This window comes from Streptomyces sp. NBC_00322 (assembly GCF_036147535.1).
Taxonomy (GTDB): Bacteria; Actinomycetota; Actinomycetes; order Streptomycetales; family Streptomycetaceae; genus Streptomyces.
The window spans coordinates 2,366,024-2,391,920 of the sequence record NZ_CP108019.1 but is presented as its reverse complement, the minus strand read 5'-3'; the positions used below and the strand labels follow the sequence as shown (position 1 = coordinate 2,391,920).

The following is a 25,897-nucleotide window of genomic DNA, read 5'->3' as shown; positions in this document are numbered from 1 at the left end:
GGGCTCAGCACCAGACGATGCCCGAAGGGGCACCCCTCGGTTCCCCCAGGGCCGTACGACAGGTCATGACCTTGAAAGGCCACGCGGCGCACGCTTGGGGCGACCGTTACGTTCCAGGGGAGGGCCAGGATGCCGTCGTACCTGTCACCAGGCGTCTACGTCGAAGAGGTCGAGGCCGGCTCGCGCCCGATCGAAGGCGTCGGGACCGCCGTGGCCGCCTTCGTCGGCCTGGCGGCCGAGGGGCCGTACAACACGTCGACCCTGGTGACGAACTGGAGCCAGTTCACCTCCACCTTCGGGGACTTTATGGAGGGGTCGTACCTGGCTCATGCCGTCTACGCCTACTTCCTCAACGGGGGCGGGACCTGTTACGTCGTACGGATCGGCGGGGACGGCGGGCCTCCCGCCCAGGAGTCGCGGCCCGCGGCCGCTGCCGGGAAGCGGGGGAAGGCCGGGGCGCTGCCCGCGGGGCCGCGCAGTGGGCTCGGCGGGTTTCAGGTCGCCGCCCTGGAGGGGACGGGCGAGGGGATCGCTGTCGAGGTGGCGGACGCCAAGGGGGAGTCGCCGGGCGAGGACGCCTTCACGCTGAACGTGAAGCGCGGGGACCGGGTCGAGGAGACCTGGGAGGTCTCCGCCAAGCGGAGCCAGCGCACCTACGTGGTGACGGTGGTACGGGACAAGTCGCGGCTGATCACCGTGGAGGACGCCGGTCCCGCGCAGGCGCTGGGCCGGCCCGAGAACCAGACGGTGGGTCTCGCCCCGGCGCCCGCGCCCGCCGCTCCGGCCGCCGTTCCAGCGGTCCTCAGCCCGTCCGACTACGTCGGCAGCGCCGACGAACGCAGTGGGTTCGGCGGGCTGGAGACCATCGACGAGATCACGATGCTGGCCGTGCCCGACCTGATGAGCGCCTACCAGCAGGGCGCGCTGGACGCCGAGGGGGTCAAGGCCGTCCAGCTGGCGATGATCGCCCACTGTGAGCTGATGGGCAACCGCGTCGCGATCGTCGACCCGCTGCCTGACCTCTCGCCGCAGCGGGTCAAGGACTGGCGGATGACGGGCGCCGGATACGACTCCAAGTACGCCGCCCTGTACTACCCCTGGGTCAAGGTGGCCGACCCCACGGCCCCGAACCAGACGAAGTTCGTCCCGCCGAGCGGGGCCATGGCGGGCGTATGGGCCAGGAACGACGAGAGCCGCGGCGTGCACAAGGCGCCCGCGAACGAGGTCGTGCGGGGAGCCGTGGACCTGGCGGTCCATCTGACCAAGGCCGAGCAGGATCTGCTCAATCCGATCGGCGTGAACTGTATCCGCAGCTTCCCGGGACGCGGAGTCCGGGTGTGGGGCGCACGGACCCTGTCGTCCGACCCGGCCTGGCGCTACCTCAACGTCCGGCGGCTGTTCAACTACATCGAGGAGTCGATCCTCATCGGCACACAGTGGGTGGTCTTCGAACCGAACGACGACGCCCTGTGGGCCCGTATCCGGCGGACCATCTCGGCCTTCCTGGTCAACGAGTGGCGCAGGGGCGCCCTGTTCGGGCTGACGCCCGACGAGGCCTTCTACGTGAAGTGCGACCGCGAGACGAACCCGGCCGAGGGGATCGACGCCGGTCAGGTGGTCTGCGAGATCGGGATCGCGCCCGTGAAGCCGGCCGAGTTCGTGATCTTCCGGCTGGCCCAGGTCTCGGGCGGCACCAGCCTCGTCAACGAGTAGAGCAGCCAAGCAGAGCATGAGCAGGTAAGGGGCGGATGGCATGGCACTGCCGGACATGGACACCTCGGTCGGTCACTCCTTCGGGCTGGAGATCGACGGGGTCGTCATCAAGCAGATCAACGAGGTGACGGGCCTGAAGATGGAGCAGGACGTCATCGAGCTGAAGCAGAACACGGCTGACGGCAAGTACGTCATCAAGAAACTGCCGGGCCGGCCGAAGGCGGGCGAGGTCACGCTGACGCGGGGCCTGACCGCGGACAACAACTTCGAGAAATGGATCAAGGACGCCCGGTTCGGGAAGATGGGCGCGGCCCGCAAGGGCGGCGCGATCATCGTCTTCGATTACGAAGGCCAGGCGATCAAGCGCTACACCCTGGTGAACGCCTGGCCCAAGAGCCTGGAGATCAGCTCGCTGAAGGCGGGCGACACCAGTGTCCTGACCGAGAAGCTCGTCATCACGTACGAGCAGATGGACGTGGCGTGATCTCCTGATGCGACGGAAGATTGCGCCGACGGCCGCCGCCGGGGAGAAGGCCGAGGCGGGGGCCGAAACGGTCGAGGCGGTCCAGGTCCCGGCCGGGGGCGGAGCCGACTCGATGCGGACCGAGTTCAGCTTCGAACTGCCCCGCGGATACGTCGACGAGGCAGGGCGGGTGCACCGCAGCGGGGTGATGCGGCTCGCCACCGCGCGCGACGAACTCCTACCGCTTCGGGACGACAGGGTGCGCGAGAACCCCGCGTATCTGTCGGTGGTGCTGCTGGGGCGGGTGGTGGAGCGGATCGGCTCGGTGACGGATATCCACGCGGGTGTCATTGAGGACCTGTTCGCCTCGGACCTGGCGTTCCTGCAGGACTTCTATCGGCGGATCAACGCCGAGGGGCACACCCGGGCGCAGGTGGCGTGCCCGTCGTGTGACACGGCCTTCGCGGTCGACCTTGCGGGTGGTGGACGCCTGGGGGAATCGTGATGTACGCGACGGAGCAGCTGTACGACGAAGTCGCGTACATCGCCTACCACTTCCACTGGCCGATGGATGTGATCCTCGACCTGGAACACCTTGAGCGGCGCCGGTACGTCGACCAGATCGCCCGGCTGAACCGGCTGGCCGGGGGGCGGTGAGCGGTGGTGTTCGACGCGCTGCGGAGCTGGTTCCGAGGAAGCGCTCCTGCGCCTTGGGCCGGCCCGGGGCCGGCCACGGCGCCGGCCGCCGTGCCGCCTCGCGAGGCCGATGGCGGCTGGCGTGAACTACCGGTGCAGCGGCTGACGTTCGGGGCGCCAGAGCTGGTGAGCGCCCCGAAGGGATTCGGCGACTCGCTGGCCTCCTGGCGCAATCCGTCGCTGCAGCGCCGACTGGGGCATGCGGTGAGCGCGGATGCGCCGGCGGGGGTCGTCGGTGGAGTGCTGGAGCCGCGTCCACGCCCTGCGTCCGTGCAGAGATGGGAGTCGTCGGGGGCGGGAGTGGTGCCGCCGCACGGCCGGCCGGTGGGGCAGGCGGCCGGCGACGAGGTGTTTGCGGCCACCCGGCCGGTCGAGTCGGACCGGCCGGTTCCGTCGGTCGACGAGGCCCTTCTTGGGACCGTCACGGAGGCGGTCGCCCCCGTAACACCGGTGGCTCCTGTGGTGGTTCCGCTCGCGCCGCAGCAGTCGCTGACTGTCGCCCGGGCGGTGGAGCTGCCGCTGCGGACGCTTCCGGTCAGGTCATTGCCGGCGGTTCCCACCCTGACGGCGCCGAGCGAGGCGGTACCGGTACAGCGGTTGGAAGGGGAACCGCAGCCCGACCCGGAACCCGAGGCGGTGGCGGCTTCCGCGGGCCCCGAGCAACCCCTGGTGGGGGAACGGCCCATCTTCGCGGCCGGGCCCGCAGACGCTCTCGCTCCGGTCGCGCCCGCTGCGGTGCAGCGGGCGCAGGACGTGAACTCTTCCGGGGGAGAGGTGCGGCCGTTGCCGGCGGAGCATCCCGTCCTGCCGGTCATCGCCCCAGCTCTCCCGAGCCCCCCGCGGAGCGGGCAGCCCCGTCACGTCCCGCACGTCCCGCACGTCCCGCACGTCCCGGAAGGACCGTCGGTCGAGCGGGAACGGGCTCCGGCTCCTGTGCAGCATGTGCAGAGGGCGGCTGACGACCTACTGGGTTACCCCCGGCCCGAGGAGCGGCCGAACATGCCCTCGCCTCCCATGGATCCGCTGGATCCGCCGGATGCGAGGCCTGATCCTCACCCGGAGCTCCAGACGGTCGAGGAGGCCGCTACCGACCCGGTGGCGGAGACGGAGACGGAGGAGCGTCCCCTGATCGGGGAGCAGCCGTTGACCTCCGTGGACGCACGGCCCCCGGCGGCCCCCGAAGCCTCGGAGCCGTCGGTACCTCCGGCGCCCGCGCCGCTGTCCCCGCACCTGCCGATGGAGCGGCACGTCCGCCACGAGGGGCTCGCGGTGCAGCGCTTGAGGAAGGAGATCCCGGCCACGGTTGCCGAACCGCCGCCGGAGCGCCCGCTGGTGGGGGAGCAGCCGCTCAGCGCTGCGGGCGCTCCATCACCGGGGATGCCGGAGCACGCTCCGGCCCCGCGGGTCGGACTGGGGGGCCCGCTGCCGTCCGTGCCGCGAACCGCGCCCGTACAGCGACAGGAACTGCAGCCTCCTGTCCCACCGGGCGCCGCCCCCGCGGCCCGGCGGCCGGGCCTCGGGGCTCCGCTGCCCGCCGTACCCGCACCGGTACCCGCGCCCGCATCCGCACACGCATCGCCTCCGCCTCCGGCCGTCGAGTCGGCGGTGTCCGGGTCTGCCCCACCGGAGGCCCTGCCCGCGGCCGCGCAGGAACCGACCGCGGTACCCGTTCCCGTTCAGCGCCAAGAGGAGCCGCTGACCGTCGTACGGGCCACCCCGCTTCAGCGGGCCGTGGAGGAGCCACCCCTGGCACCGGAGCCGGGTCCGGAGACCGTGGCCGGGCTCGTGGGGGAGCGCGGACTTGAGCTGCATTCCGCACCCGGGCCCGAGCCTGACGCCGAGGTCCCGAGCCCGGAACCACCGCCCGCGCCGCCTGCGGCCGTGCCGGTGAGCTGGGTACCTTCGCCCGCCTCTCCCGCACCCCTGCAGCGATCCGCGCGGGCGAAGCGGGTAGTGCCGAGCCGCGTCGGGACGGCGGCCGCACCGCCTGTGGGCGTACCCCCCACTGCCGCGCCGCTGTCCTGGGCACCGCCGCCCCTGGCAGCGCCTCTGCCCGCTCAGCGATCCGCGGCGCCTGATTCGCCCGCGTCCGTGCCCCGGGAGCTCGGGCCCGTAACCGCGTCCGTGCCTCTGCAGCGCGTCCCGCTGCCCGAACCACCGCCCGCGTCGCCCGCGGCCGTGCCGGTGTCATGGACGCGCGCGCCCGCTCCCGTACAGCGAGCACCCGAACCCGAACCGGCACCCGAACCGGCACCGGCACCGCCGCCGGAACCGGCACCGGCACCGCCGCCGGAACCGGCACCGGCACCGCCGCCGGAACCGGCGTCGGCACCTGAGCCGCTCCCACCGCCACCCCCTGCCCAGGCAGGGCAACAGGCCGCCGCCCCGGCCGCCCCCGCCGCCCCCGGCGGCGGTGAGTCCACCGACGAGCTCGTCCGGCGGCTCGTCGGGCCCCTCAGCCGACTGCTCCGCGCCGAGCTGCGGCTCGACCGGGAGCGGGCCGGCGTACGACTCGACCCCCGTCACTGATTCCACCCCCGCCACTGAACGTCACCGAAAGTCCTGAAGGGAAGACATGGCTCAGAACCAGCAGCCGGACCCGGCCGTGAGCGTGTGCTTCACGGTCGAGATCGACAACATCAACCTTGGGGCCTTCAACAGCTGTGACGGCCTCGGCTGCGAAGTGGTCATGGAGCAACGCGAGGAAGGCGGCAACAACGGATACGTCTGGCAGCTGCCGTCCCGGATCAAGTACTCCAACATCAAGCTGAGCCGGCCCGTCACCAAGGACACCGAAAAGGTCACCGCCTGGCTGTCCGGCATGATCAACGGCGCTGCCCGGAAGACCGCGCACATCAGCGCGATGACCGTCGAGGGCACGGTCGTGGCGCGCTGGAGCCTGATGGACGTGGTCCCGGTGCGCTGGACCGGGCCGTCCCTCAGCCCGGAGAACGTCAAGGTGGCCACCGAGACCCTGGAGATCGCCCACCACGGCTTTCTCCACGCGGGGAGTTGAGGCACATGGCCGGCCAACCTGTCGCTTTCATCGCCTCCGCGGCCCCGCCCGGCCCCGCCGATCCGAAGGGGAGCAGTGGCTCCCGTCCCAAGCTCGAACGGGCCTATCTGGAGTTGCGCCAGCCCCCGGCCGACGGCGGTACGACGACCCCCGGCCCGCGCATGGGACAGATCAACTTCCAGTTCAACCCGAAGGAACTCACCCTCGCCAAGACTGCCAAGTGGGAGCGGAAGACCGCCAAGGGCGCCAAGAAGGCCGGGCCCGCGGAGTTCAAGGGCGCGGGGCCGTCCAAGCTCACCCTGGAGATGTTCTTCGACGCCACCGGCAAGCAGGACGACAGCGTGGTGTCGGCCGTCGAGTCGCTGCTGTCCTGCTGTGTGCCCACCGACCAGACCCACCAGAAGCAGCAGGGCGTGCCGCCGTGGGTGATCTTCCACTGGGGCGGGCTCACCGGTTTCGTCGGGTACGTCAGCCAAGTGCAGGCCAAGTACACCCTGTTCACGCCCGGCGGCCTGCCCATCCGGGCCACCTGCCAGGTGACCCTGGAGGAGATCAGCGGGCCCGTGCCGGGCCAGAACCCCACCTCGGGCGCGCTCGCCGCCCGCCGGGTGCACCGGGTGGTCTCCGGGGACACGCTCGCGCTGCTGGCCTGGCGGGAGTACGGGGATGCGGCCGCCTGGCGCGACATCGCCGAGGCCAACGGCATCGACGACCCGATGCGCCTGGCGCCCGGGACGGAGCTGCTGCTGCCCGCCGCCGAGGAGATCGGGGCCCCGCATGGCCGGTGAGAGCTTCGCCAACACCCTCGCCGTCGAGGTGAACGGACAGCCGCTGCCCCCGCCCGTCGCCGAACTGATCGTCTCCGCCTACGTCGACGACTCCACCCAGCTGCCCGATCTGTTCGTCATGCGTTTCCGCGACCCCCACCACCTGGTGCTGCCCAAGACGGGCATCACCATCGGCACGCCGATGAAGCTGTACGCGCGCGCCGGGGACGATCCGCAGCGCCAGCTCCTGGTGTCCGGCGAGGTCACGGCCGTCGAGATCGACCTCGACGCCACCGGCACCTTCACCGTGGTCCGCGGGCTCGACCACGCGCACCGGTTCTTCCGGGGCCGCCGCGTCGCCGGGTATCGGCAGATGACCGCCTCCGACATCGCCGTGCAGGTGGCCAAGCGGGCCGGGCTGCCCGTCGGAAGGGTCGACTCCACGACCACGGTGTACGAGCACCTGGCCCAGCCGGGCATCACCGACTGGGAGTTCCTGCACCGGCTGGCGGATCTCGCCGGTGCCGAAGTCGCCGTCGTCGACGGGAAGTTCACCTTCCGGGATCCGGCGAGGGCCGAGACGGCGCCCGCCACCTCCACCCGGCCGCAGGCCAGCCCCCACGTGCTCGAGTTCGGGCGGAACCTGCTGCGCTGCCATGCCGCGGTCACCGCCAGCGACCAGGTCCAGCAGGTCGAGGTGCGCGGCTGGGACGTGCAGGCCAAGGCCGCCGTCGTCGGCCGGGCTCCCGCCGACCGCAGCGAACGGCTCCAACTCGGGCTTACCCCGGGCCAGGCCGCCGGTCCCTTCGGCAAGGCCGTCTTCCTGGCCACGGATACCCCGTACGGCACGCAGGCCGAGGCCGACCAGGCCGCGAAGGCGCTCGCCGCCGACCTCGCCGCCTCGTTCGCGGAGCTCGACGCGGTCGCCATGGGCATTCCGCAGCTGCGCGCCGGGACGGCGGTCACCCTCGCCAACGTCGGGGCCCCCTTCGAAGGGAAGTACACGATCTCCGGCAGCCGGCACGTCTTCGATCCGGACATCGGCTACCAGACATGGATCACGGTAGGCGGCCGCTCCAACCGCTCGCTGTACGGGCTGGCCTCGGGCGGGAGCGGCGGACTCCCCCAGGACCGCATCGGGGGGCTCGTCAACGCGACGGTGACCGACACCCGGGACCCCGAGGGCCGGGGCCGGGTGAAGCTGGCCTTCCCCTGGCTTGACGGGGAGTACGTCAGCGACTGGGCCAGGACCGCGGACCTCGGCGGCAAGGGAGGTGGAGGCATCTTCGGTCCGGAGGTCGGCGACGAAGTACTGGTCGGCTTCGAACAGGGCCGGGTGGACCATCCCTATGTCCTCGGCGGGCTCTACAACGGCCAGGACAAGCCGTCCGAGCACGACTGCGCGCTCGTCGACTCCACGAGCGGGGCCACCAACCGCCGTTCCCTGGTGACCCGTTCCGGCAACCGGCTGGAGCTGCTGGACGCCGCGAACGGGCCCAAGGGCGTACGCCTGGCAACCGGCGACGGCGAACTCACCCTGCACCTCGACCAGAAGGCCACCTCCGTCACCGTGCACAGCGACGGCAAGGTCGAGATCACCGCCAAGGAGAAGGTCACCGTCAAGGCCGAGCAGGGCATCAGCATGGACGCCGGCACCGGAAAGCTCGAACTGTCCGGTCAGTCCGTCCGGGTCAAGGCCCAGACCGGGGTCGACGTCGACGGCGGTGCGGGCGCGGTGAAGCTGCAGACCAACGGCCAGATCGAGGTCAAGGGTACGACCGTCGGGGTCGACGGGAAGGCGAGTACCGAGATCAAGGGCGGTGCCAGCTGCTCGATCAGCGCCACCCTCGTCCGCATCAACTAGCCCTGTCGACCAGCCGTAGCAACCAACCGCAGCAGCCAACCGCATAAACCCAACGAATCAACCAGCCTGAGGAGTCATACGAGATGCCGCCTGCCGCACGCGTCGGTGACCCCACCGGGCACCCGGGGGTGATCGGGCCGCCCGGGGTGCCCACCGTGCTCATCGCGGGGATGCCCGCGGCCGTCGTCTCGACCCCCCACATCTGCTCGTTCCCGCCCCCGGCCGTGCACCCTCCGTCCGCGATCGCCCCGCCCGGCTGTCCCACCGTTCTCATCGGCGGCATGCCGGCCGCGCGCATGGGCGACCTGGCCGCGTGCGGGGCGCCGATCGTCATGGGTGCGGTCACCGTGCTGATCGGGGGCTGAGGGCGGTGGGAGAGCAGTTCATCGGCTCCGGCTGGGCCTTTCCGGTACGGACCGACGCGACCGGGGCCGTGGCCCTGGTCGGCGGGGGCCGGGAGATCGAGGAGAGCATGCGACTGATCCTCGGCACCGCGCCCGGTGAGCGGCCCATGCGCCCGGAGTTCGGGTGCGCGATCCACGACCACGTCTTCGCTCCCGCCGACGCGGCCACCGCCGCCCACCTCGCTTACGAGGTGCGGCTGTCGCTGGAGCGCTGGGAGCCGCGGATCGATCTGGTCGACGTCAACGTCACCTTCGACGCGCAGGACGAGGGCACCCTCTACATCGATATCCGGTACGCGCCCCGGGGCACGAACGACCCCCGGAACCTGGTGTTTCCGTTCTATGTGATCCCCGCGCACGGGAACGGCTCAGCGGAGGCAGGTGACCGGTGAGCCTGCCCGAACCCAATCTCGACGACCGGCGCTTCCAGGACCTCGTCGACGAGGCCAAGCGGATGGTGCAGCAGCGCTGCCCCGAGTGGAGCGACCACAACGTCTCCGACCCGGGCGTCACGCTGATCGAGGCCTTCGCACACATGACCGATCAGCTGATCTATCGGCTGAACCGGGTCCCGGACAAGAACCACCTGGCGTTCCTCGACCTGATCGGGCTCTCCCTGCACCCGCCCACGGCGGCCCGCACCGACGTCACCTTCTGGCTCTCGGCGCCGCAGGACCAGACCGTGCAGGTGCGGGAGGGGACCGAAGTCGCCACGCACCGCACCGAGACCGAGGAGGCGGTGGTCTTCTCGACGGTCCGGGAACTGGTCGTCGTCCCGGTGGAGTTGACCGCCCTCGCCGTCGTCACCGGAGAACCGGGCTCCGTGGCCGCCGACCAAGGGACCGAGCTGGCCGGAGGCCACGGAGTGCCCTGCTTCTCCGCCGTGCCGCGCCCCGGCGACGCCGTGCTCTTCGGCCTCTCTCGGGCCGCGCCCTCCTGCGTGGTGGCGCTGCGGCTGGACTTCCCGGTGGCCGGCCACGGCATCGACCCCGAACACCCGCCGCTGGCCTGGGAGGCATGGACGGCCGAGGGCTGGACCCCCTGCGAGGTCGACCGCGACGGCACGGGCGGCTTCAACCGGCCGGGCGACGTACTGGTCCAGCTGCCCGCCGGGCACCTGGCCTCCGTGGAGGCCCGGCAGCGAGCAGGCTGGCTGCGGTGCGTGGTGCAGGCCCCCGTCGAGGGGCAGCGTACGTACTCGGCGACCCCGGAGCTGCTGTCCGCCGAGGCGTTCACCATCGGCGGGACCGCCCCGGCCGTGCACGCCGAGCGGACCGGCGAGGAAATCCTCGGGGTTTCCGAAGGCGTGCCCGCCCAGACGTTCACGTTGGACCGGGCTCCCGTGGTGGCGAGCGGCCCGCCGTTCGTCGTGGAGACCGCGGCCCCCGGAGCTGAGTGGACGGAGTGGACCGAGGTCGCGCACTTCGGCGAATCCGGCCCCCTGGCCCGGCACATACGACTGGACCGAAGCACCGGTGAGGTGAGCTTCGGCCCGGCGGTACGGCAGGCCGACGGCACCCTCCGCCATTACGGGGCCGTTCCCGCCAAGGGCGTCCCGGTGCGGGTCCGTTCGTATCTCGCGGGCGGCGGTCGGCGCGGCAACGTGGCACGCCGTGCCCTCGCCGTGCTGCGCAGCTCGATCCCGTACATCGCACGGGTGGAGAACCGGCGGGCGGCGAGCGGCGGGGTCGACGGCGAGGACGTGGCGAACGCCCGGTTGCGCGGTGCATCGGCGCTGCGCACCCGGGAGCGGGCCGTGACGGCCGACGACTACGAGTACCTCACCAGGCAGATGGCACCCGAGATTGCCCGGGTACGGTGCGTGGACGCGGGCGCGGGCGGGGTACGGGTGCTGCTGGTCCCGGCCGCCGAGGACGACGGCGAAGGACGCCTGGAGTTCGGGCAGATGGCCTGCCCGGAGCAGCTCCTGGCCCGGGTCGCGGCTCATCTGGACGCGCGGCGCATGCTGGGCGCACGGCTGGTCGTCGAGCCGCCGTACTACCAGGGCGTGACGGTGGTCGCGGTGCTCCAGGCGGCCGCCGGCGTCCCGCCCGCCAGGGTGCAGCGGGCCGCGCTCGCCGCCCTGTACAGCCGTCTGAACCCACTCACCGGCGGGCCGGACGGGAACGGCTGGCCGTTCGGGCGGGCCGTGCACAGCGGGGAGGTCTACGCGGTGCTCCAGCAGGTCGCCGGGGTGGAGGCGGTGGAGAGCGTACGGCTGTTCCCCGCGGACCTTCAGACCCGCCGACGCGGCGAACCGGCGGAGCGGATCACGCTGGACGCGGGCTCGCTGGTCTTCAGCTACGACCACCAGGTGCGGGTGGTGTGACACGAGTGGAGGTGACCGGTGATGACTGAGCGCCGGATCGTGCCGGGGCTGGGGACCAGGCATCCGCTGGGAGCCCAGTTGCCGGGCGTGTACGCGGACGACGACCTTGTCCAACGGCTCACGGATGCCCTCGACGAGGTCCTGGCGCCCGTGCTGGGCGTGCTCGACAGCCTTCCCGCGTACTTCGACCCGCGCCTGGCCCCCGACGACTTCCTGGCGCTGCTCGCGGCCTGGGTGGGCGCGGAGGGCGAGGTGCGCGGAGCGGTGCCCGGGCATGCCACCCGGGGCACCGCGAAGGGACTCGCGGAGCAGATCCGCCAGGTGTTCGGGGTCACCGCGGAGATCGAGGAAAGTGGCGGCACGGTGTGGTCGGCCACCGCGCTGACCGCGCTCCCGGGTGCGCCGCAGCCGCACCTGACCGTGCGGCTGCGGGTCCCCGACGCGGAGTCGGTGGACGAGGCGGCCGTGTCGGCACTCGTGGCCCGCAACCGGCCGGTGCATCTGCCGTTCACCCTCGAGGTGGTCGCGGAGACGTAGCGGGGCGTACGCCCTGCGCGCCGTCGCCCGGCCCCCGGCCCCGAATGACCAGGGGCGCACGGAACGCCCAGGGAAGCACGCATGTTGCACGCCCAAGCCCCTATGGGGTAATCAGTTACTCCGCCGGTGCGGAGAGTGAGCACCATCCTTGACCTCCTGTCGGGGGAGGAGGCCCTTATGCACGGAACGGTGTGCGAGCGTCTGGTGCCGGGGCTCGCTCGGGGGACAGCGCCGCTGACGCTGCTCGTCGCTCCAGCCGGGTACGGCAAGACCACCCTGCTCACGCGGACCGCGGACTCCTTCCCCGGGAAGGTGCTGCACTGGCGGCCGTGCCGTGACACTCTCGGGGTGCCTTCGCTGCTCGCCAGTCTGGGAAGGCAGTTGGAGCTTCCCGACCCGGTGTCCGTGGAGTTCGTCCTGCTGGCGGTCGAGCACCGCGCGGATCCGGTCCTGCTGCTCGTCGACGGGGTCCACCACGTGCACGGCAGCCCTGCCGAGGCATTACTGGAGGAACTGGCCGTGCTGGCGCCGCGGAACCTGCGGCTGATCCTGGCCGGCCGTCGGATGCCCGCGGTAAACCTCACCCGGCTGGAACTGGCCGACACCGCCGTGCTGCGCGCCCGTGAACTGCGGCTGGGCGAAAGCGAGATCGCCTCCGTCTTCCCGGACGCCCCGGAGGTCACGCGGGAGCTCGCCGAACTCACCCAGGGCTGGCCCGGTGTCCTCAGCCTCAGCAGGCCGGCGGTGCTCGCGGGCCGCGACCCGCTGGAGTCCGCCGCTCTGCGCACCTATCTGGACCGGGAAGTGCTGGAGGCGTTACCGCCCCGGCTCGTGCGTGCGATGGAACGGGGACCCGATGACCCCGGCGGCCACGACGGGGCCGACGCGCCGGAACTCGCCGAGGAGTACGGCCTGGAAACCGAAGTGCCGCTGCTGCGGGCGCACCTGGCCCGGCGCTGCGCACGGCCGGACCGGCACACGGGCACCCTGCACCGCACCGACGGGGCCCCCTCCGTGTCGCTGTCTCTGCGCTGCTTCCAACGGTACGAGGCCACACTGGCAGGGCGTCCACTGGACTGGAGCCGCACCCGGCCGCGAGTACGGGCGCTGGCCCGGCTGCTGTCCGTCCACGCGGGGCGGCCCGTCCACCGGGAGGAGCTGATGGCCGCCTTGTGGCCGGAGAGCCCGGCCCATACGGCCGGACGCGGACTGCAGGTCGCGGTCTCGGCCCTGCGGACCGTCCTGGAACCGGGCACCGGACGAGGGAGGGCCCAGGTGCTGGTGCGGTCGGGCGAGGCGTACATGCTGGTGCTGGACCCCGGGGCCAGCTGCGACGTACAGGCCTTCGAGGCCGCGGCGGGGGAGGGCCTGCGGGCGGCAGCGCGCGGGGAGGCGGACCGGGCGGCGGGGGCGCTGGGGCGGGCCCTGCGGCTCTACACCGGGGAGTTGCTGCCGGAGGACGGCCCGGCGGAGTGGGTGGTGCCGATCCGTGAGCAGTATCGCAACCAGGCGGTGCGGGTGGCACACGCGCTGGCCGAGGTGGAACTCGGCCGGAACCGCGCGGCGGCTGCGGTGGCGGCCGCCGCGCACGCGCTGTCCCTGGACCCGTTCCAGGACGCGGTGTGGCGGTTACTGATCGCGGCCCACCGGCAGGCCGGTGACCCGGTGGCGGCCCGGCACGCGGAGCGCCGGCACGCGCAGATGCTGGATACCCTGGGTGTCGTTTGAGACACCCGGCTCAGCGCCGTCTGAAGAACTCGACCTCGGCGAAGGCGAGATACCGGCCGGCCCCGCCCCCGTACACGCCCTGGACCGTGAGCCGGACCCGGACGGCATGGCTGACGGCGAGGTGGAAGCGCTGTCCTCCCGGCACGTCGGCCAGTTGGACGGTCTTGACGGTCGTCCGGCCGTCCTTCGAGGTGACGGTTATCAGCAGACTGCTGGGCCGCGCCTGGGTGAGGAACGTCTCGGCGGCAGGAGAGCTGCCGGGATGGACGACGAGATCGAGCAGACGAACGGGTTCGGCGAACGCGGCCTCCAGATACTCCCCTTTGAAGGCTCCGGGCAGTGCGGGCGTCCAATACCTGTCCGTGGTCCCGTCCACGGCAAGGGTGGCCGGGTGCTGTTTTCCCGCACTCGACGCCGTCACCTTCACGGCATGCATCTGCTCGGTCTTGGACGTCCGGTCCCTTACGGCCTCCAGCACTCGGTCGGCCTCGCCGCGGAAGGCGTACCCGACCGCCACGAGGATGCAAAGCACCAGCAGCGGCAGGACGAATCGCGGCCGCTGCCACTGCCTGCGCGGTGGCCGCTCCCCGGCGACGGGCTTCGGCCTGGGCCGGCGTGTGAACAGCCGCCGCCACCAGGGCGGCCGGGGTACGACAGGGGCGTCCGCGAGGGAGGCACCGCAACGTCGGCAGTAACGCCTCGTCGGCAGGTTTCCGCTGCCGCACTGGCCGCAGATGAGGTCCCCGGCCTGGGGCGGCGGTTCGGCGGCATCCCCGTGCCGCGACGGCGGCGGCACCGGACGGCCGGGCTCCTCGACATGAGGCTGAACGGCGCGCAGGGGCGGGGCGGTGGGCTTCGGCGGGATGGTCGGCCCGCTCGCCTGCGCTGCGGGTTCCTCCCGAGGCACGGCGACGTCCGGCCCTGTCGGGGTCGGGACTGTGGCATCCGGCTGAGCCGCGGCTGCCGGGGTGTTCGGCCGCGACCACTCGAGGAAGGCACCGCAGGCGCCGCAGAACTGCTCCCCGGGATCACACCGATTCCCGCACTCTGCGCAGTTGACCACGGACCCCTCACCCCTTCCGCAACCCATGCTGCGCCAGGCAGTGCCTCCCGCACACGCCTGCAAGGGCAACCACCGAAGCGCCCGCCGCTGCCCTTTCGGGCGCCGTACTGCGACCTGCGCCTGGCCGGCTGTGGCGCATGCCACAAGATCGATGAGGAACTCGTGCGTTGGCGCCGTCGACTTCTGCGAAGAGGCTGCGGCTCGCTGGAACGGTGAAGGACGAGACAGGTGTGGTCGAGGGGGACCCCGTCTGCATGGATCCCGACGGGCAGGCCCGGCCGTCCCGCCCCGAGTGACCATCCAAGGCGGGCCCGGATCCATACCGTCCGAACCACACCGATGAGGAGAACTGAATGAGCCTGAACCGAAGGGACTTGCTCCGGGCCTCGACCGCCCTCGGCGTCACCGGCGCGGTCGCGGGAGTCGCCGGAGTCGGAGCCGGCCCGGCCGCCTCCGCGGCCGAGAGCAGCACCGCTGGGGGCCGGAAACCACTCAAGGTGCACATCGTCATGTTCGACGGGGTGGAGGAACTCGACTTCGCAGCACCGTACGAGGTCTTCTCAGCCTCCCGTTTCTTTACGGACCGGGCGGTCGAGGTCCGCTATGTCACTGCCGCCCACCCCGGTTTCGTCCGCGCTTCGTACGGAACGCGAGTCCGCGTCGAGCACGGCTGGGCCCCGGACGAGGCCGACATCATCGTGGTGCCGGGCGGCGGCTACGCCCGCCGCGAGGATCCCGGGGTGTGGGCCGAGATCCGGCGGGGCACCCTTCCCCGCGCACTGGAAGCGGCGACCCGCCCAGGGCTCACCATCAGCGCACTGTGCACGGGCGTCATGCTGCTGTCCGCCGCCGGACTGACCCGAGGCCGGCCCTGTACCACCCACCACAAGGCACGCCCGGACCTGGAGCGGCAGGGCGGCGTGCTGAAGATGGCGCGTGTCGTGGACGACGGCGATCTGGTGACGGCCGGGGGCATCACCTCGGGCCTGGAGCTCGCCCTGTGGCTGGTCCGCCGCGAACTGGGCCCCGACGCGGCGACGAGCGTCGAGGCCATGCTGGAGTACGAGGCCCGCGGCACGGTGTGGTCCCGGTAGGCGCGACCGCAGGGCGAGCTCGGCGCATGGCTCGGCGGTCTCGCCAGGTCAGCGGCAGAAGGCACGTGCTGACGCATATTCGACGCATGTGACGCAAGTTTGATGCATCTCCTGATGAGGCGTCAGCATGCTTGGTGTGCAGGCCAGATGGGCTGTCTGGAGGCGGATCCCCGCTTCGGTCCGGGCCATGAACGCGAGGTGGTCGTAACGCAGGCGTTCGTCGGCGAACGCCTGCGGCTGCTCGTGTGCGCTGGGCGGCCATGCGGGCGACGCGGGTCCCGACCACGGAGCGGGCTCTGCCCCGCGCGCGGCCGTTCGTCCGCTCCCCGCTGGGCTGGAGCCTGACGGGCATCGTCGGCATTATCCGCGGACTGCGGCGACCGCCTCATCGAAGGCCCGTTCCATGTCGACCGTGCGGTTGCTTCGGACCCAGGCGTCCGTTGCTGCTTCGGAGCAGGCCAGGGCGCAGGCGACCAGCGCGCCGGCGCGCAGCCGGGTCATCGGGTCCGCGTCGGCGCCCAGTCGTCGAGCGATGTCCGGCACGAGCAGTTCTGCCCACTGCTGACGTTTCTCCAGCTGACGTGCTCGGAGAGAGGGTGACGCGTGGAGCATGCTGGTGATCTTGAGGAAGTCCTCCGGCGAGTACGGGAGCGACTCGAAGAGCGTCTTGAGGGCCGCCCGCAGTGCGTCCCATGGGGACTCGCCCGCCGGACGGGCTTCCAATGCGGCCTGCAGGACCCTGCCGCTTTCGGCGTGGTCGCCCAGCACGATGTCTTCCTTCGTGCCGAAGTAGCGGAACAGCGAGCGCCGCGAAATGCCGATCTCGCCCGCGATCTGCTCCATGGTCGTGGCCTCGAAACCGCGCTCGAGGAAAAGCCTCATCGCGGTGGCGACGATCTCGACCCGCACTGCTCGCCGGGTGCGCTCTCGCAGTCCGGCCGGGCGGCCCGTTCCATCGAGAGGACCCGCAGCGCCTGCGGGAGGAGATCAGCGTCGACGTCGCGCGCGTCATCGACATCAGCCGGGCGTTCATCGAGCCGCTGCGGACCGCCGGCACCGGAGTACTGATCAACGTCGCGAGCATGGCCGCGTACTTGCCCGTCCCGAACATGGCCGTCTATGCGGTGGCCAAGGCATTCGTGCTGAGCTTCACCGAAGCCCTGTGGCACGAATCCCGCGGCACCGGGCTGCGCGTACTCGCACTGTCTCCCGGTGCGACCAGCACCGAGTTCTTCGACGTCATCGGTTCGGATGCCGCGGACGGCGGCTCCAAACGCCAGTCCCCTGGGGAGGTCGTGGCGACGGCGCTGCGGGCCCTTGACCGCCGCACACCACCGCCGAGCGTCGTCTCCGGCCGGCTCAACCGCGTGATGGCGAGCCTGGGCCGGGGGTTGAGCAGGCGTGGTGCGGTCCTGCTCATGGGATCCATGACCACTGCCCACCAGGTGAGGCGCCAGCTGGGCACGGAACGCCACGGCACCCCGGTCGAGATCACGGACTTGACCGGCACAGCCAGGCCGGGCGCACGGTCAGAGCCAGACGGTTCCCAGCCATACGGAGACCGCGGCGAGCACCAGAAGAACTATGTTGAGCCCCGTCTCCCGGACTTCACCCCGGGACAAGTGCAGCGTCATACCGCCGATCTGCACAAGGACCAGGCCGACCGCGGCCGCGACGGCGAGCCAGGCCGTAATCCCCGTCAGAGGCGGCAGGAGCAGACCGAGCGCGCCGAGGACCTCCAGGGCCCCGATGAGCTTGACGAGCGGCATGGGCACGCTGTCGACCCAGCCCATCATGGGACGCAACTGCTCCTGATCCTGGAGGAGTTTCTTGCCTCCCGCATAGATATAGAACAGTGCGAGGGGCGCGGCGACGATCCAGTACGCGACATGCATGGAGATCCCTCGCGTTAGTTACCAACCGTAAGTTGCTCCATCATGAGTCACTATCGGGAGGCCTACAAAAGGCACACTGATGTGAGCAAGGCACAGGGAGCTGTCATGTCGCAGTACGAACACACCTGCATGATCCGAGGAGACGGCGGTCGGGCGATCCGTGCCGTACTGGACCGGATCTGCGACAAGTGGACGTTGCTCATCGTGGCCACGCTCGACGACGGGCGTCTGCGCTTCACCGAACTGCACAAGCAGATCCCCGGCATCTCGCAGCGGATGCTCACACTGACCCTGCGCAACCTTGAGCGTGACGGACTGGTCTCCCGCACCGTCTACGCGGAGGTTCCGCCACGTGTCGAGTACACGCTCACGGCCATGGGGAAGAGCCTCATCCCGCCCGCCCTGGCGCTCGCGGGCTGGGCCATCGCGCACAACGCACGGATCCAGGCCAGCAGAGCCGCGTACGACACCCCGCCCGCGTGACCGGCTCCCGCTGAGGGGTGGGAGCCGGTCCGTCCTGCACCGCCTGCGGAAGCTGATCTTTGTCCAACTCACCTGCTACGAGGCCACGCTGACCCCCGCCCGCCCTGCGGGCGGACGGCGCTATTTCCCCGACGCGACCTGAGCGGCGGTGGCCTGACTGATCATGTCGACGACCACGGCGGGTTGCGACACGTAGATGGAGTGGCTGCCCGGAGCCTCGGCGACGGTGGCACCCGCACGCTCGGCCATCGCCCGCTGAGCCGGGGGAGGGATCATGCGGTCGTCGGCAGCGACCAGGTACCAACTGGACTTGGTTCGCCACGCGGGTACGCCGACGGCGCCGTTCAGGGCCTCGACTCCCCACGGCACCTGGGAGTCGGCCATGAATCGTGCCTGTGCCTGGGGCAGGTCACCGGCGAAGGAGGCGTGGAACCGCTCGCGGTCGAGGAGGAGTTGCCCGTCCTTCGGAGGGAGGATCGGTGGAACGGGCGCACCTGGCGGCGGGTCCGCGATCAAGGTGTTGACGGATTCGCCCTCGTCCGGTGCGAATGCCGCGACGTAGACGAGTGCGGATACCTTGGGGTCCCGTCCGGCTTCGGTGATCACGACACCTCCGTAGGAGTGACCCACCAGCACGGTGGGGCCGTCCTGCTCCGCAACGACCTGCAGAGTCGCCGCGACGTCGCCGGGCAGGGACTGGGTCGGGTTCTGCACGATGCTTACCTTGTAGCCCGCTTCCACGAGGCGCTCGTGGACACCCTGCCAGCCAGATCCGTCCACGAATCCACCGTGGACCAGGACCACGTCGTCGACGTCGGGACCCGGTCCCAGAATGCTCAGCGCCACGGCGCGCATACCCGCCCGGTGTCGCTCCAGCAGCAGACCCAGGGCAGCGACGTCACCCGCCTGCGCGGCACGCGTGAGCACCGCGTCCTCGAGGCGTACGGTTTCGCCTGCGTTCGGGCTCATGGGGTTCCTCTTCCCGTCTCCCGTCGTGCGCGTGACCGTACTGCGCGCGGCCCAGTGGCGTCACGGCCTACCTGGGTGCGCCGCGTCGCCGAACCTGCCCGCGCGCATCGCCCACCCACCCGGCCCAGTCCCGGCGCGACCGTGTCGGGTGAATCAATGGCTCCTCGAACAGCAGGTACCTCCTCGCTGTGATCTGCGAAGTCATCGCGGACCGGCCCCCATCGGGTGAGCCACACGGCTCAAACACCCTCCAGCACTTCGCACGCCGCCAGTGCTTTTCTGCACGCAAACCCGGACAGCCAGGGTGCAGCACACGGAGGTTGTCCGGCTGCTGTGCCGACCGCGGCTGCTGAGCAGAGGAAACCCGATGACCCTTCTTTCGACCGGCCGCAACCGGTCGCGCTTCAGATTCCGCCGCACGGTGGCGGGGCTGGGAGCCGGCGCGCTGGCAGCGTCCCTCGCCGCGCTGACCCTTGCACCCGGCGTCAGCACCGCCTCCAGTCACCGCGAGGCCCCGCTCATCGCAGGCGATCCTCGGGCGGACAACACCGACGTCTACGCCTTCACCAGTCCCGACAACCCGGACACCGTCACTCTTGTCGCGAGCTGGATTCCGTTCGAAGAGCCCAACGGCGGCCCGAACTTCTACGCGTTCGCCGACGACGCCCGCTACAACATCAAGATCGACAATGACGGAGACGGCCGTCCGGACGTCACGTACACCTGGAAGTTCACCAACCACGTCCGCGACGCCGCGAACCAGTTCCTGTACAACACCGGCGTCGTGACCACGCTGACCGACCCGGACCTGAACTTCAGCCAGACGTACGACCTGACGGTCACCGACTCCCACAAGAACGTCCAAACCCTGCTCCACAACGCTCCGGCCGCGCCTTCCCGGGTCGGTCCGGCGTCCATGCCCAACTACGCCTCTCTGTTCAGCCAGGCCATCCGGCCGCTTCCCGGCGGCGGCCAGACGTTCGCGGGCCAGTCCGACGACCCGTTCTTCGCCGACCTGCGCGTCTTCGACCTGCTGTACGGCGGCGACCTCTCGGAGCGGGGACTGGACACCCTGGGCGGGTACAACGTCAACACCCTCGCCATCCAGGTCCCGAAGCAGGTCCTGGCCCTGAAGGGCAACGCCAGCCGCAACCCCGTGGTCGGCATCTGGTCCACCACCGACCGCCGCGGTGCGGACGTCACGCGCGACGGACGCCCTGGGAAGGACAGCTGGCGCCAGGTCTCCCGGCTCGGCAACCCTCTGGTCAACGAGGTCGTCGTACCGCTGAGGTACAAGGACGCCTTCAACACGCTCTCGCCCGACCAGGACCGTACGGTGCAGCCGGTGGTGGACAAGGTCCTTGACCCGATCCTGCCGAAGCTGATCCAGCAGATCTACGGGATCCCCGCGCCGGCGACTCCGCGCAACGATCTCTTCGAGATCTACCTCACCGGCATCTGCGCGGCGTGCGGCCCCATCGTGGCGGACCTCAACGCACAGCGGCTCAATGCCGACGCCCCGGTCAACCGGATTGTGCCGGCCGAGGAACTCCGGCTGAACATGTCCATCCCGCCCACCGCCGTGCCGAACCGCCTCGGCGTTCTCGCGGGAGATCTGGCCGGCTTCCCCAACGGACGCAGGCTCGCCGACGACGTCATCGACATCTCCCTCCAGGCCATGGAAGGCGCGGCCCAGACGGGGGTACTCGTGCCTGAACTGGCCGACGGAGACAAGGTCGACACCAACGATCACGGCTTCGGTGCCTCGTTCCCCTACGTGCCGCTGCCCAACACCAACCCGTGAACCACGTTGGTGACACACGGCGTGCGGGTGCTGGGCCGACGTAGGCACTGACACCCGTACTCCGCACCGGCCGCCTGTCGTAGCCCGTTCGCCGTGCCTGCGACACACCGTGGTCGGCGGTCTCCCGGAGGGGCGAGGACCACCCGTGCCTCGCCCCTCCCGCTCACTCCCATCCCTCTCCGTCCACCCACGTCCTGCCCACTGGGGGGCTCTTGTGTTCTCTCCCTCGCCGCCCGCCGCCGGCGTGCCCGCGAAGCCGTCCAGGCGCCGCCGTCGACTGGCCAGAGCGGCCTGCGTCCTGGCCCTCGGCGCGGGCCTGTTCGCCGTCGGGGCCGTCGTCCTGAACCCCGCCGGATCAGCGAGTCCCGGCGACGTCGGTCCGGTGTCCGCCGCGGGCGGCGCCCGCCCTCACGACAGCCTCGCCCGGCGGGTGAGCGCCCTCCAGGAACGGCTGCGCCGCCTCCCGAAGGATGCCGGCGGCTGGGCGGAGCTGGGAGTGGACTACGTCCAGCAGGCCAAGAACACCGCGGACCCGTCGTACTACCCCAAGGCCCAGCGCGCACTGGACCGTTCAATGGCGCTGGAACGCCAGGACAACTACGCTGCGCAGACCGGCATGGCCGCGCTGTCCGCCGCCCGGCACGACTTCACCGCCGCGCTGGCCTGGTCCCGGAAAGCCGTCGCCACCAACCCGTACAGCGCGGCCGCGCATGGAGTGCTGGGGGACGCGCTGACCCAGCTCGGCCGCTACAACGAGTCCTTCCAGGCCGTCCAGGACATGGTGGATCTCCAGCCGTCCGCCGCTTCCCTCGCCCGCGCCTCCTATTCCTGGGAACTGCGCGGCGACACCGCCGAGGCCGAAGCGCTCATGCGGCGCGCACTCAACGACTCAGGCAGCACCGCGGACGCCGCGTTCGCCCGCTACCACCTGGCGGAACTCGCCTTCAACGAAGGCCATCCCGCCACAGCCCTGCGCGAAGCCGAAGCCGGGCTGCGCGATGATCCGGGAAATCCATCACTCCTGGAAATCCGTGCCAGAGCCGCTGCCGCCATGGGCAACACCGCGCAAGCGGTGCGCGATTACACCGACGCCATCGCGAGGGTCCCGCAACCCGAGTACGTCATCGCCCTCGGGGAGCTGCAGGAATCCCTCGGCAGGACAAAAGAGGCCCGGCAGCAGTACGAGTTGTACCGGGCACAGCAGCGCCTCTTCCGGACGGCCGGAGTATCGCTCGACTCCGACGGCACCCTGTTCGAAGCCGATCACGGAGCCCCCGCCGAGGCCGTCGAGCTCGGGCTGAGCGGCCTGCGCTCACGCCCGTTCATGGCCATGCAGGACGCCTACGCGTGGGCGCTGCACCGCGCGGGACGCGACCGCGAGGCGCTGACCTGGGCCGACAAGGCGCTTGCCCTGGGCACTCGCAACGCGCTCTTCCTCTACCACCGCGGAGTGATCCACCAGGCACTGGGCAACCTGGACGCGGCCCGCGCCGATCTGCACCGCGCACTGCGGATCAATCCGCACTTCGACATCCTCCACCCCACCGCGGCACGCTCCGCTCTCGCCCGGATCGGCCAGGAATCGTGATCGTTATGTACCCGCGTGCCGCCGCCCTGGCAGCCGCCGCGCTCACCGGCGTCATGGTCGCCGGCGCGCCCGCCGCCGAAGCCCACCCCCTGGGCAACTTCACCGTCAATCACTACAACGGGCTGCGTCTGTACCCCGATCACGTGGAGAACTCCGCCGTCATCGACCGCGCCGAGATCGCCGCCCTCCAGGAACGCGCACGCGTGGACGCGAACCACGACGGTCGCGCCGACGCTGCCGAATCCGCTGCCTATGCCGCGTCGTCCTGCGCGGAACTGGCCCGCTCGCTGTACGCCACCGCCGGGAACGGCCCCCTGCGCTGGCGCGTCACGGCTCAGGACTTCCGCTACCGGCCCGGCGCCGCAGGGCTCTCCACAAGCCGGTTGAGTTGCGAACTCACCGCGGCCGCCCGGTTGGACACCGCAGCCCGGGTGCGGTTCGACGACCGATTCGACGCGACACGCATCGGATGGCACGAGATCACCGCTACCGGCTACGGGGTCCGGCTGATCCGGTCGCCCGTGTCCCAGCGCTCGGTGAGCGACGAACTGCGGTCCTACCCCAATGATCTGCTCGCGGCTCCCCTGGACCAGCGGACCGTAGTACTGCAGACCGTGCCGGGCGCGGCCGCCGCGTCCGGCACGGCCCCCGCCGTACCCGCGGCCGGCTTTCTCACCGCGGGTCTGGAGCGCCTCACCGGCGTGTTCAACAGCCTGGTCGGCGCCCGGCATCTGTCGGCCGGCGTCGGCCTGCTCGCCCTGCTGCTCTCCCTCGTTCTGGGCGTCTCCCATGCGGCCATGCCGGGCCATGGCAAGACCATCATGGCCGCGTACCTCGCGGGACGGCGCGGCAGCGTACGCGATGCCGTCACCGTCGGCGCCACGGTCACCTTCACCCACAGCGCCGGTGTCCTGGGGCTCGGCCTGCTGCTCTCGGTGAGCACCGGCCTGGCGGGAGAAACCCTCCTCGCATGGCTGGGACTGGCCAGCGGGCTCCTGGTGACCGTGCTGGGCGTCGCCCTGCTCCGCAGTTCTTGGCGCAACCGGCACGGGACGCCGCATACACACAGCCATCACGTACCTAAGGTGGGCACGCAGGCGCGATCGGACGGCGACCCGGACCCGGACCCGGACCCGGCCGGGGGACAGCCCCACAGCCCCCACAGCGGTGATCACAACCCGTCTCCGTCGCCGTCGACTCCCACGACGGCGACGGCGGCGCTCCACCGCGACACGGTCACGCTGGTTGCCCCGCCCGAACCCGTCGGCCCCACGATCCCCACCCCCCACCGGCACGGGCATCACGGACACAGGCACAGTCATGGAGCCGCCCCGCACGCGCACGGCCACACGCACACCTGGGGGGAGGGCATCACACGGCGAGGGCTTGTCGGCATGGGCATCGCCGGGGGGCTTGTCCCGAGCCCTTCCGCCCTCGTTGTCCTGCTGGGCGCCATCGCCCTCGGCCGTACCACCTTCGGGATCCTGCTCGTGCTCGGCTACGGCCTTGGCATGGCCGCCACCCTCACCGCTGCCGGAATCCTGCTCGTCCGGCTCCGCGACCGGCTGGACTCCGCCTTGGCCGCCGGCCGCCTGACCCGTATCACCTGGGCCGCCCGGCATTCCCCGGTCCTGACCGCGGTGCTCGTGGTCATCGTCGGAACGGGCCTCACTCTGCGAGCCCTCAGCGGGGCGCTCTAGCTGTATTGATCACGAGCGTTGTGACACCCGCGGGTCTTCGGTCGTCCTCGTGAACTCTTAGCGATGGCGCATCACGTGGAGTGCGTGGCGATCCTTGAGCCTGCGGACAAGGGCACTGACGCGCGGCTTCGCCGGCGCCCGATCAGACGGCACCGCGGGTCGAGGCTTCGTCCCGCGGTGCCGAAAGCCCTTGCCCCGGCAGTCAGGCCGTGACCGTTTCCGTGCCGCTGTCCTGCGGATCGGCCCCGCTGTCCTGCCGGGCGAGGTAGTCCTCGGAGATCTCCTTGGGCCCGAAGGGCCACACCTTTTCGTACCGCGCCCACGCCACGAACGCCACGCAGCCGAGCGCCAGCCACGCCAGTGACCATTCGATGGGGTGGCGGCCCGGGGAGTTCTTGTCGGCGTATCCGTAGATGACCAGCCAGCCCACCAGGGCGATGATGCTCGGCAGCGGGTAGAGCCACATCCGGTACGGGCGGCGCAGTCCTGGCTGTCGTTTGCGCAGGGCGGTGAGGGCGACCACCTGGGCCAGGGCCTGGACGATCACCATCACCGTGGTCAGCAGCTGGATGAGGGTGGCCAGATCGGTGTGGCGGCCGATGAGGAAGCCGATGGCCGTCACGACGCCCATCGTGGCCAGGCCCAGCATCGGGAAGCGGTGTTTGGGGTGGAGCTTGGCGTACGGGCGGAAGAAGACCCGTTCGCGTGCCGCGTCGTAGGGCACCCGCGATCCGCCGAGGAGTCCGGCGAAGACGGAGGCGAAGGCCGTGATGAGGATGAGGACGGTGACGATGTCGGCGGCTGCTTTGCCCCAGGTCTCCTCCAGGACGGCGGAGGCCACGGAGGTCGAGGCGATGTCCGAGGGGTCGGTCATCCGGTGCCAGTCGATGACGCCGAGGGTGCCGATCTGCAGCAGCAGATAGATGGCCATGATGCCGAGGATCGAGAAGATGATCGAGCGCGGCAGTGTACGGCCGGGATCCTTGACTTCAGCGCCCATGTACGCGGTCGTGTTGTAGCCGAGGTAGTCGTAGATGCCGATCGTCAGGCCCGCGGCGAAGCCGATCCAGAAGGTGTTGCTGGTGAACTCGAAGGCGTGCGCGGGGTAGGTGAAGGCCAGATCGGCGCTGAAGTCGGAGGCCGCCGCCGCGATCACCAGCGTGACCGAGGCGATCATGACGGTCCACATGACGGCGCTGATCCTGGCGATGTGCTCGATGCCGCGCCACAGCAGCACGATCACCAGGGCGATGACGCCGAGGCCTGTCAGGTCGCCGGTCGTCCTGCCCATGCCGGGCGCGAGGTAGCCGAGGTACTGGACGAAGCCCACCACGCCCGTCGACATGATCAGCGGGATGAAGAGCATGGCCGTCCATACGAACAGGAACGGCATGAGCTTGCCGGTCCGGTACTGGAAGGCCTGGCGCAGATACACGTAACTGCCGCCGGATCCGGGCATGGACGCGCCCAGTTCGGCCCAGATGAGGCCGTCGGCGAGAGCCAGCACCGCGCCGGCGACGAAGCCGATGACGGCCTGCGGCCCGCCGAAGGCGGCGACCATCAGGGGGATGGTGACGAACGGCCCGATGCCGCACATCTGGCTCATGTTGATGGCGGTCGCCTGGAAGGGGCCGATGCGGCGCACGAAGCCGTCGGCGGGCGGCGGGGTTTTGGACAAGGGAGGCCTCCCTGATCTCAGGTGGCGGGGCGGGGAGTTGTGGCCGATTCGCCAGTACTTCACCGAAGCAGGGATGCACGGCGGCGCCGGGTGTGATTAAGTTAAG

Annotated in this window: 23 protein-coding genes and 1 pseudogene; 19 read left to right on the top strand and 5 right to left on the bottom strand. The window is 70.9% G+C overall.

Annotation, left to right across the window (positions count from 1 at the left end):
• Window positions 1-129 precede the first annotated feature (129 nt).
• From OG905_RS10780 to OG905_RS10720, 13 genes are all read left to right on the top strand, one after another.
• Complete coding sequence (locus tag OG905_RS10780) at window positions 130-1,713, top strand: phage tail sheath family protein (RefSeq protein ID WP_328667513.1); 1,584 nt, start codon at window positions 130-132, stop codon at window positions 1,711-1,713.
• 40 nt (window positions 1,714-1,753) lie between these two features.
• Window positions 1,754-2,197 (top strand): phage tail protein, encoded by a 444-nt coding sequence (locus tag OG905_RS10775; RefSeq protein WP_328667512.1) that lies wholly within the window; start codon window positions 1,754-1,756, stop codon window positions 2,195-2,197.
• A 7-nt stretch (window positions 2,198-2,204) separates the two neighbouring features.
• Window positions 2,205-2,681: a hypothetical protein gene (locus OG905_RS10770; RefSeq protein ID WP_328667511.1), complete on the top strand. Its 477-nt coding sequence runs from the start codon at window positions 2,205-2,207 to the stop codon at window positions 2,679-2,681.
• Window positions 2,678-2,833: a DUF6760 family protein gene (locus tag OG905_RS10765; protein WP_328667510.1), complete on the top strand. Its 156-nt coding sequence runs from the start codon at window positions 2,678-2,680 to the stop codon at window positions 2,831-2,833. The genes OG905_RS10770 and OG905_RS10765 overlap by 4 nt, the downstream gene beginning before the upstream one ends.
• 165 nt (window positions 2,834-2,998) lie before the next feature.
• Window positions 2,999-5,401 carry a hypothetical protein gene (locus OG905_RS10760; protein WP_328667509.1) on the top strand — a complete coding sequence of 801 codons (2,403 nt, stop codon included), beginning with the start codon at window positions 2,999-3,001 and terminating at the stop codon, window positions 5,399-5,401.
• A 46-nt stretch (window positions 5,402-5,447) separates the two neighbouring features.
• On the top strand, window positions 5,448-5,888 hold the full coding sequence (locus OG905_RS10755) for a phage tail protein (RefSeq protein ID WP_328667508.1): 441 nt from the start codon (window positions 5,448-5,450) through the stop codon (window positions 5,886-5,888).
• A 5-nt stretch (window positions 5,889-5,893) separates the two neighbouring features.
• Window positions 5,894-6,676: a CIS tube protein gene (locus OG905_RS10750; RefSeq protein ID WP_328667507.1), complete on the top strand. Its 783-nt coding sequence runs from the start codon at window positions 5,894-5,896 to the stop codon at window positions 6,674-6,676.
• Window positions 6,666-8,519: a VgrG-related protein gene (locus tag OG905_RS10745; protein WP_328667506.1), complete on the top strand. Its 1,854-nt coding sequence runs from the start codon at window positions 6,666-6,668 to the stop codon at window positions 8,517-8,519. Before OG905_RS10750 ends, OG905_RS10745 begins: the two co-directional genes overlap by 11 nt.
• An 83-nt stretch (window positions 8,520-8,602) precedes the next feature.
• Window positions 8,603-8,884, top strand: coding sequence for a PAAR domain-containing protein (locus tag OG905_RS10740; RefSeq protein WP_328667505.1), 282 nt, complete (start codon window positions 8,603-8,605; stop codon window positions 8,882-8,884).
• A gap of 5 nt (window positions 8,885-8,889) precedes the next feature.
• Complete coding sequence (locus tag OG905_RS10735; protein ID WP_328667504.1) at window positions 8,890-9,315, top strand: GPW/gp25 family protein; 426 nt, start codon at window positions 8,890-8,892, stop codon at window positions 9,313-9,315.
• Window positions 9,312-11,252: a putative baseplate assembly protein gene (locus OG905_RS10730; protein ID WP_328667503.1), complete on the top strand. Its 1,941-nt coding sequence runs from the start codon at window positions 9,312-9,314 to the stop codon at window positions 11,250-11,252. Before OG905_RS10735 ends, OG905_RS10730 begins: the two co-directional genes overlap by 4 nt.
• Before the next feature lie 21 nt (window positions 11,253-11,273).
• On the top strand, window positions 11,274-11,789 hold the full coding sequence (locus OG905_RS10725) for a phage tail protein (protein WP_328667502.1): 516 nt from the start codon (window positions 11,274-11,276) through the stop codon (window positions 11,787-11,789).
• A 177-nt stretch (window positions 11,790-11,966) separates the two neighbouring features.
• Complete coding sequence (locus tag OG905_RS10720; RefSeq protein WP_328667501.1) at window positions 11,967-13,517, top strand: BTAD domain-containing putative transcriptional regulator; 1,551 nt, start codon at window positions 11,967-11,969, stop codon at window positions 13,515-13,517.
• Window positions 13,518-13,527: 10 nt separating this feature from the next.
• Here OG905_RS10720 and OG905_RS10715 read toward each other — a convergent pair whose 3' ends face one another.
• A complete protein-coding gene (locus OG905_RS10715) occupies window positions 13,528-14,424 on the bottom strand; it encodes a discoidin domain-containing protein (protein WP_328667500.1) in 897 nt (298 codons plus the stop codon).
• A 509-nt stretch (window positions 14,425-14,933) separates the two neighbouring features.
• Between OG905_RS10715 and OG905_RS10710 the strand changes: the two genes are divergently transcribed.
• A complete protein-coding gene (locus OG905_RS10710) occupies window positions 14,934-15,674 on the top strand; it encodes a DJ-1/PfpI family protein (protein WP_443043922.1) in 741 nt (246 codons plus the stop codon).
• Window positions 15,675-16,034: 360 nt separating this feature from the next.
• Here OG905_RS10710 and OG905_RS10705 read toward each other — a convergent pair whose 3' ends face one another.
• Window positions 16,035-16,583: a TetR family transcriptional regulator gene (locus tag OG905_RS10705; protein ID WP_328667499.1), complete on the bottom strand. Its 549-nt coding sequence runs from the start codon at window positions 16,581-16,583 to the stop codon at window positions 16,035-16,037.
• On the opposite strand from OG905_RS10705, the pseudogene OG905_RS10700 reads away from it, so the two are divergent.
• Window positions 16,583-16,906, top strand: a pseudogene (locus tag OG905_RS10700) (SDR family NAD(P)-dependent oxidoreductase); the annotation flags it as partial. The gene OG905_RS10705 and the pseudogene OG905_RS10700 sit on opposite strands and share 1 nt — an antisense overlap.
• 297 nt (window positions 16,907-17,203) lie before the next feature.
• Here OG905_RS10700 and OG905_RS10695 read toward each other — a convergent pair.
• Window positions 17,204-17,569: a DoxX family protein gene (locus OG905_RS10695; protein WP_328667498.1), complete on the bottom strand. Its 366-nt coding sequence runs from the start codon at window positions 17,567-17,569 to the stop codon at window positions 17,204-17,206.
• Window positions 17,570-17,674: 105 nt separating this feature from the next.
• Between OG905_RS10695 and OG905_RS10690 the strand changes: the two genes are divergently transcribed.
• Complete coding sequence (locus tag OG905_RS10690; RefSeq protein WP_328667497.1) at window positions 17,675-18,052, top strand: winged helix-turn-helix transcriptional regulator; 378 nt, start codon at window positions 17,675-17,677, stop codon at window positions 18,050-18,052.
• A 120-nt stretch (window positions 18,053-18,172) separates the two neighbouring features.
• Here OG905_RS10690 and OG905_RS10685 read toward each other — a convergent pair whose 3' ends face one another.
• Entirely contained in the window at window positions 18,173-18,907 is a 735-nt protein-coding gene (locus OG905_RS10685; protein ID WP_328682163.1) for an alpha/beta hydrolase, read from the bottom strand.
• Between the two features lie 481 nt (window positions 18,908-19,388).
• Here OG905_RS10685 and OG905_RS10680 point away from each other — a divergent pair, with 481 nt between their 5' ends.
• The 3 genes from OG905_RS10680 (at window position 19,389) to OG905_RS10670 (ending at window position 24,113) form a co-directional block, all read left to right on the top strand.
• Entirely contained in the window at window positions 19,389-20,825 is a 1,437-nt protein-coding gene (locus OG905_RS10680) for a DUF4331 domain-containing protein (protein ID WP_328667496.1), read from the top strand.
• Window positions 20,826-21,039: 214 nt separating this feature from the next.
• On the top strand, window positions 21,040-22,413 hold the full coding sequence (locus OG905_RS10675) for a tetratricopeptide repeat protein (RefSeq protein ID WP_328667495.1): 1,374 nt from the start codon (window positions 21,040-21,042) through the stop codon (window positions 22,411-22,413).
• A 5-nt stretch (window positions 22,414-22,418) separates the two neighbouring features.
• On the top strand, window positions 22,419-24,113 hold the full coding sequence (locus OG905_RS10670; RefSeq protein WP_328682161.1) for a nickel/cobalt transporter: 1,695 nt from the start codon (window positions 22,419-22,421) through the stop codon (window positions 24,111-24,113).
• A gap of 202 nt (window positions 24,114-24,315) precedes the next feature.
• On the opposite strand, the gene OG905_RS10665 is transcribed toward OG905_RS10670, so the two are convergent.
• Window positions 24,316-25,791, bottom strand: coding sequence for an APC family permease (locus OG905_RS10665; protein WP_328667494.1), 1,476 nt, complete (start codon window positions 25,789-25,791; stop codon window positions 24,316-24,318).
• Window positions 25,792-25,897: the final 106 nt, after the last annotated feature.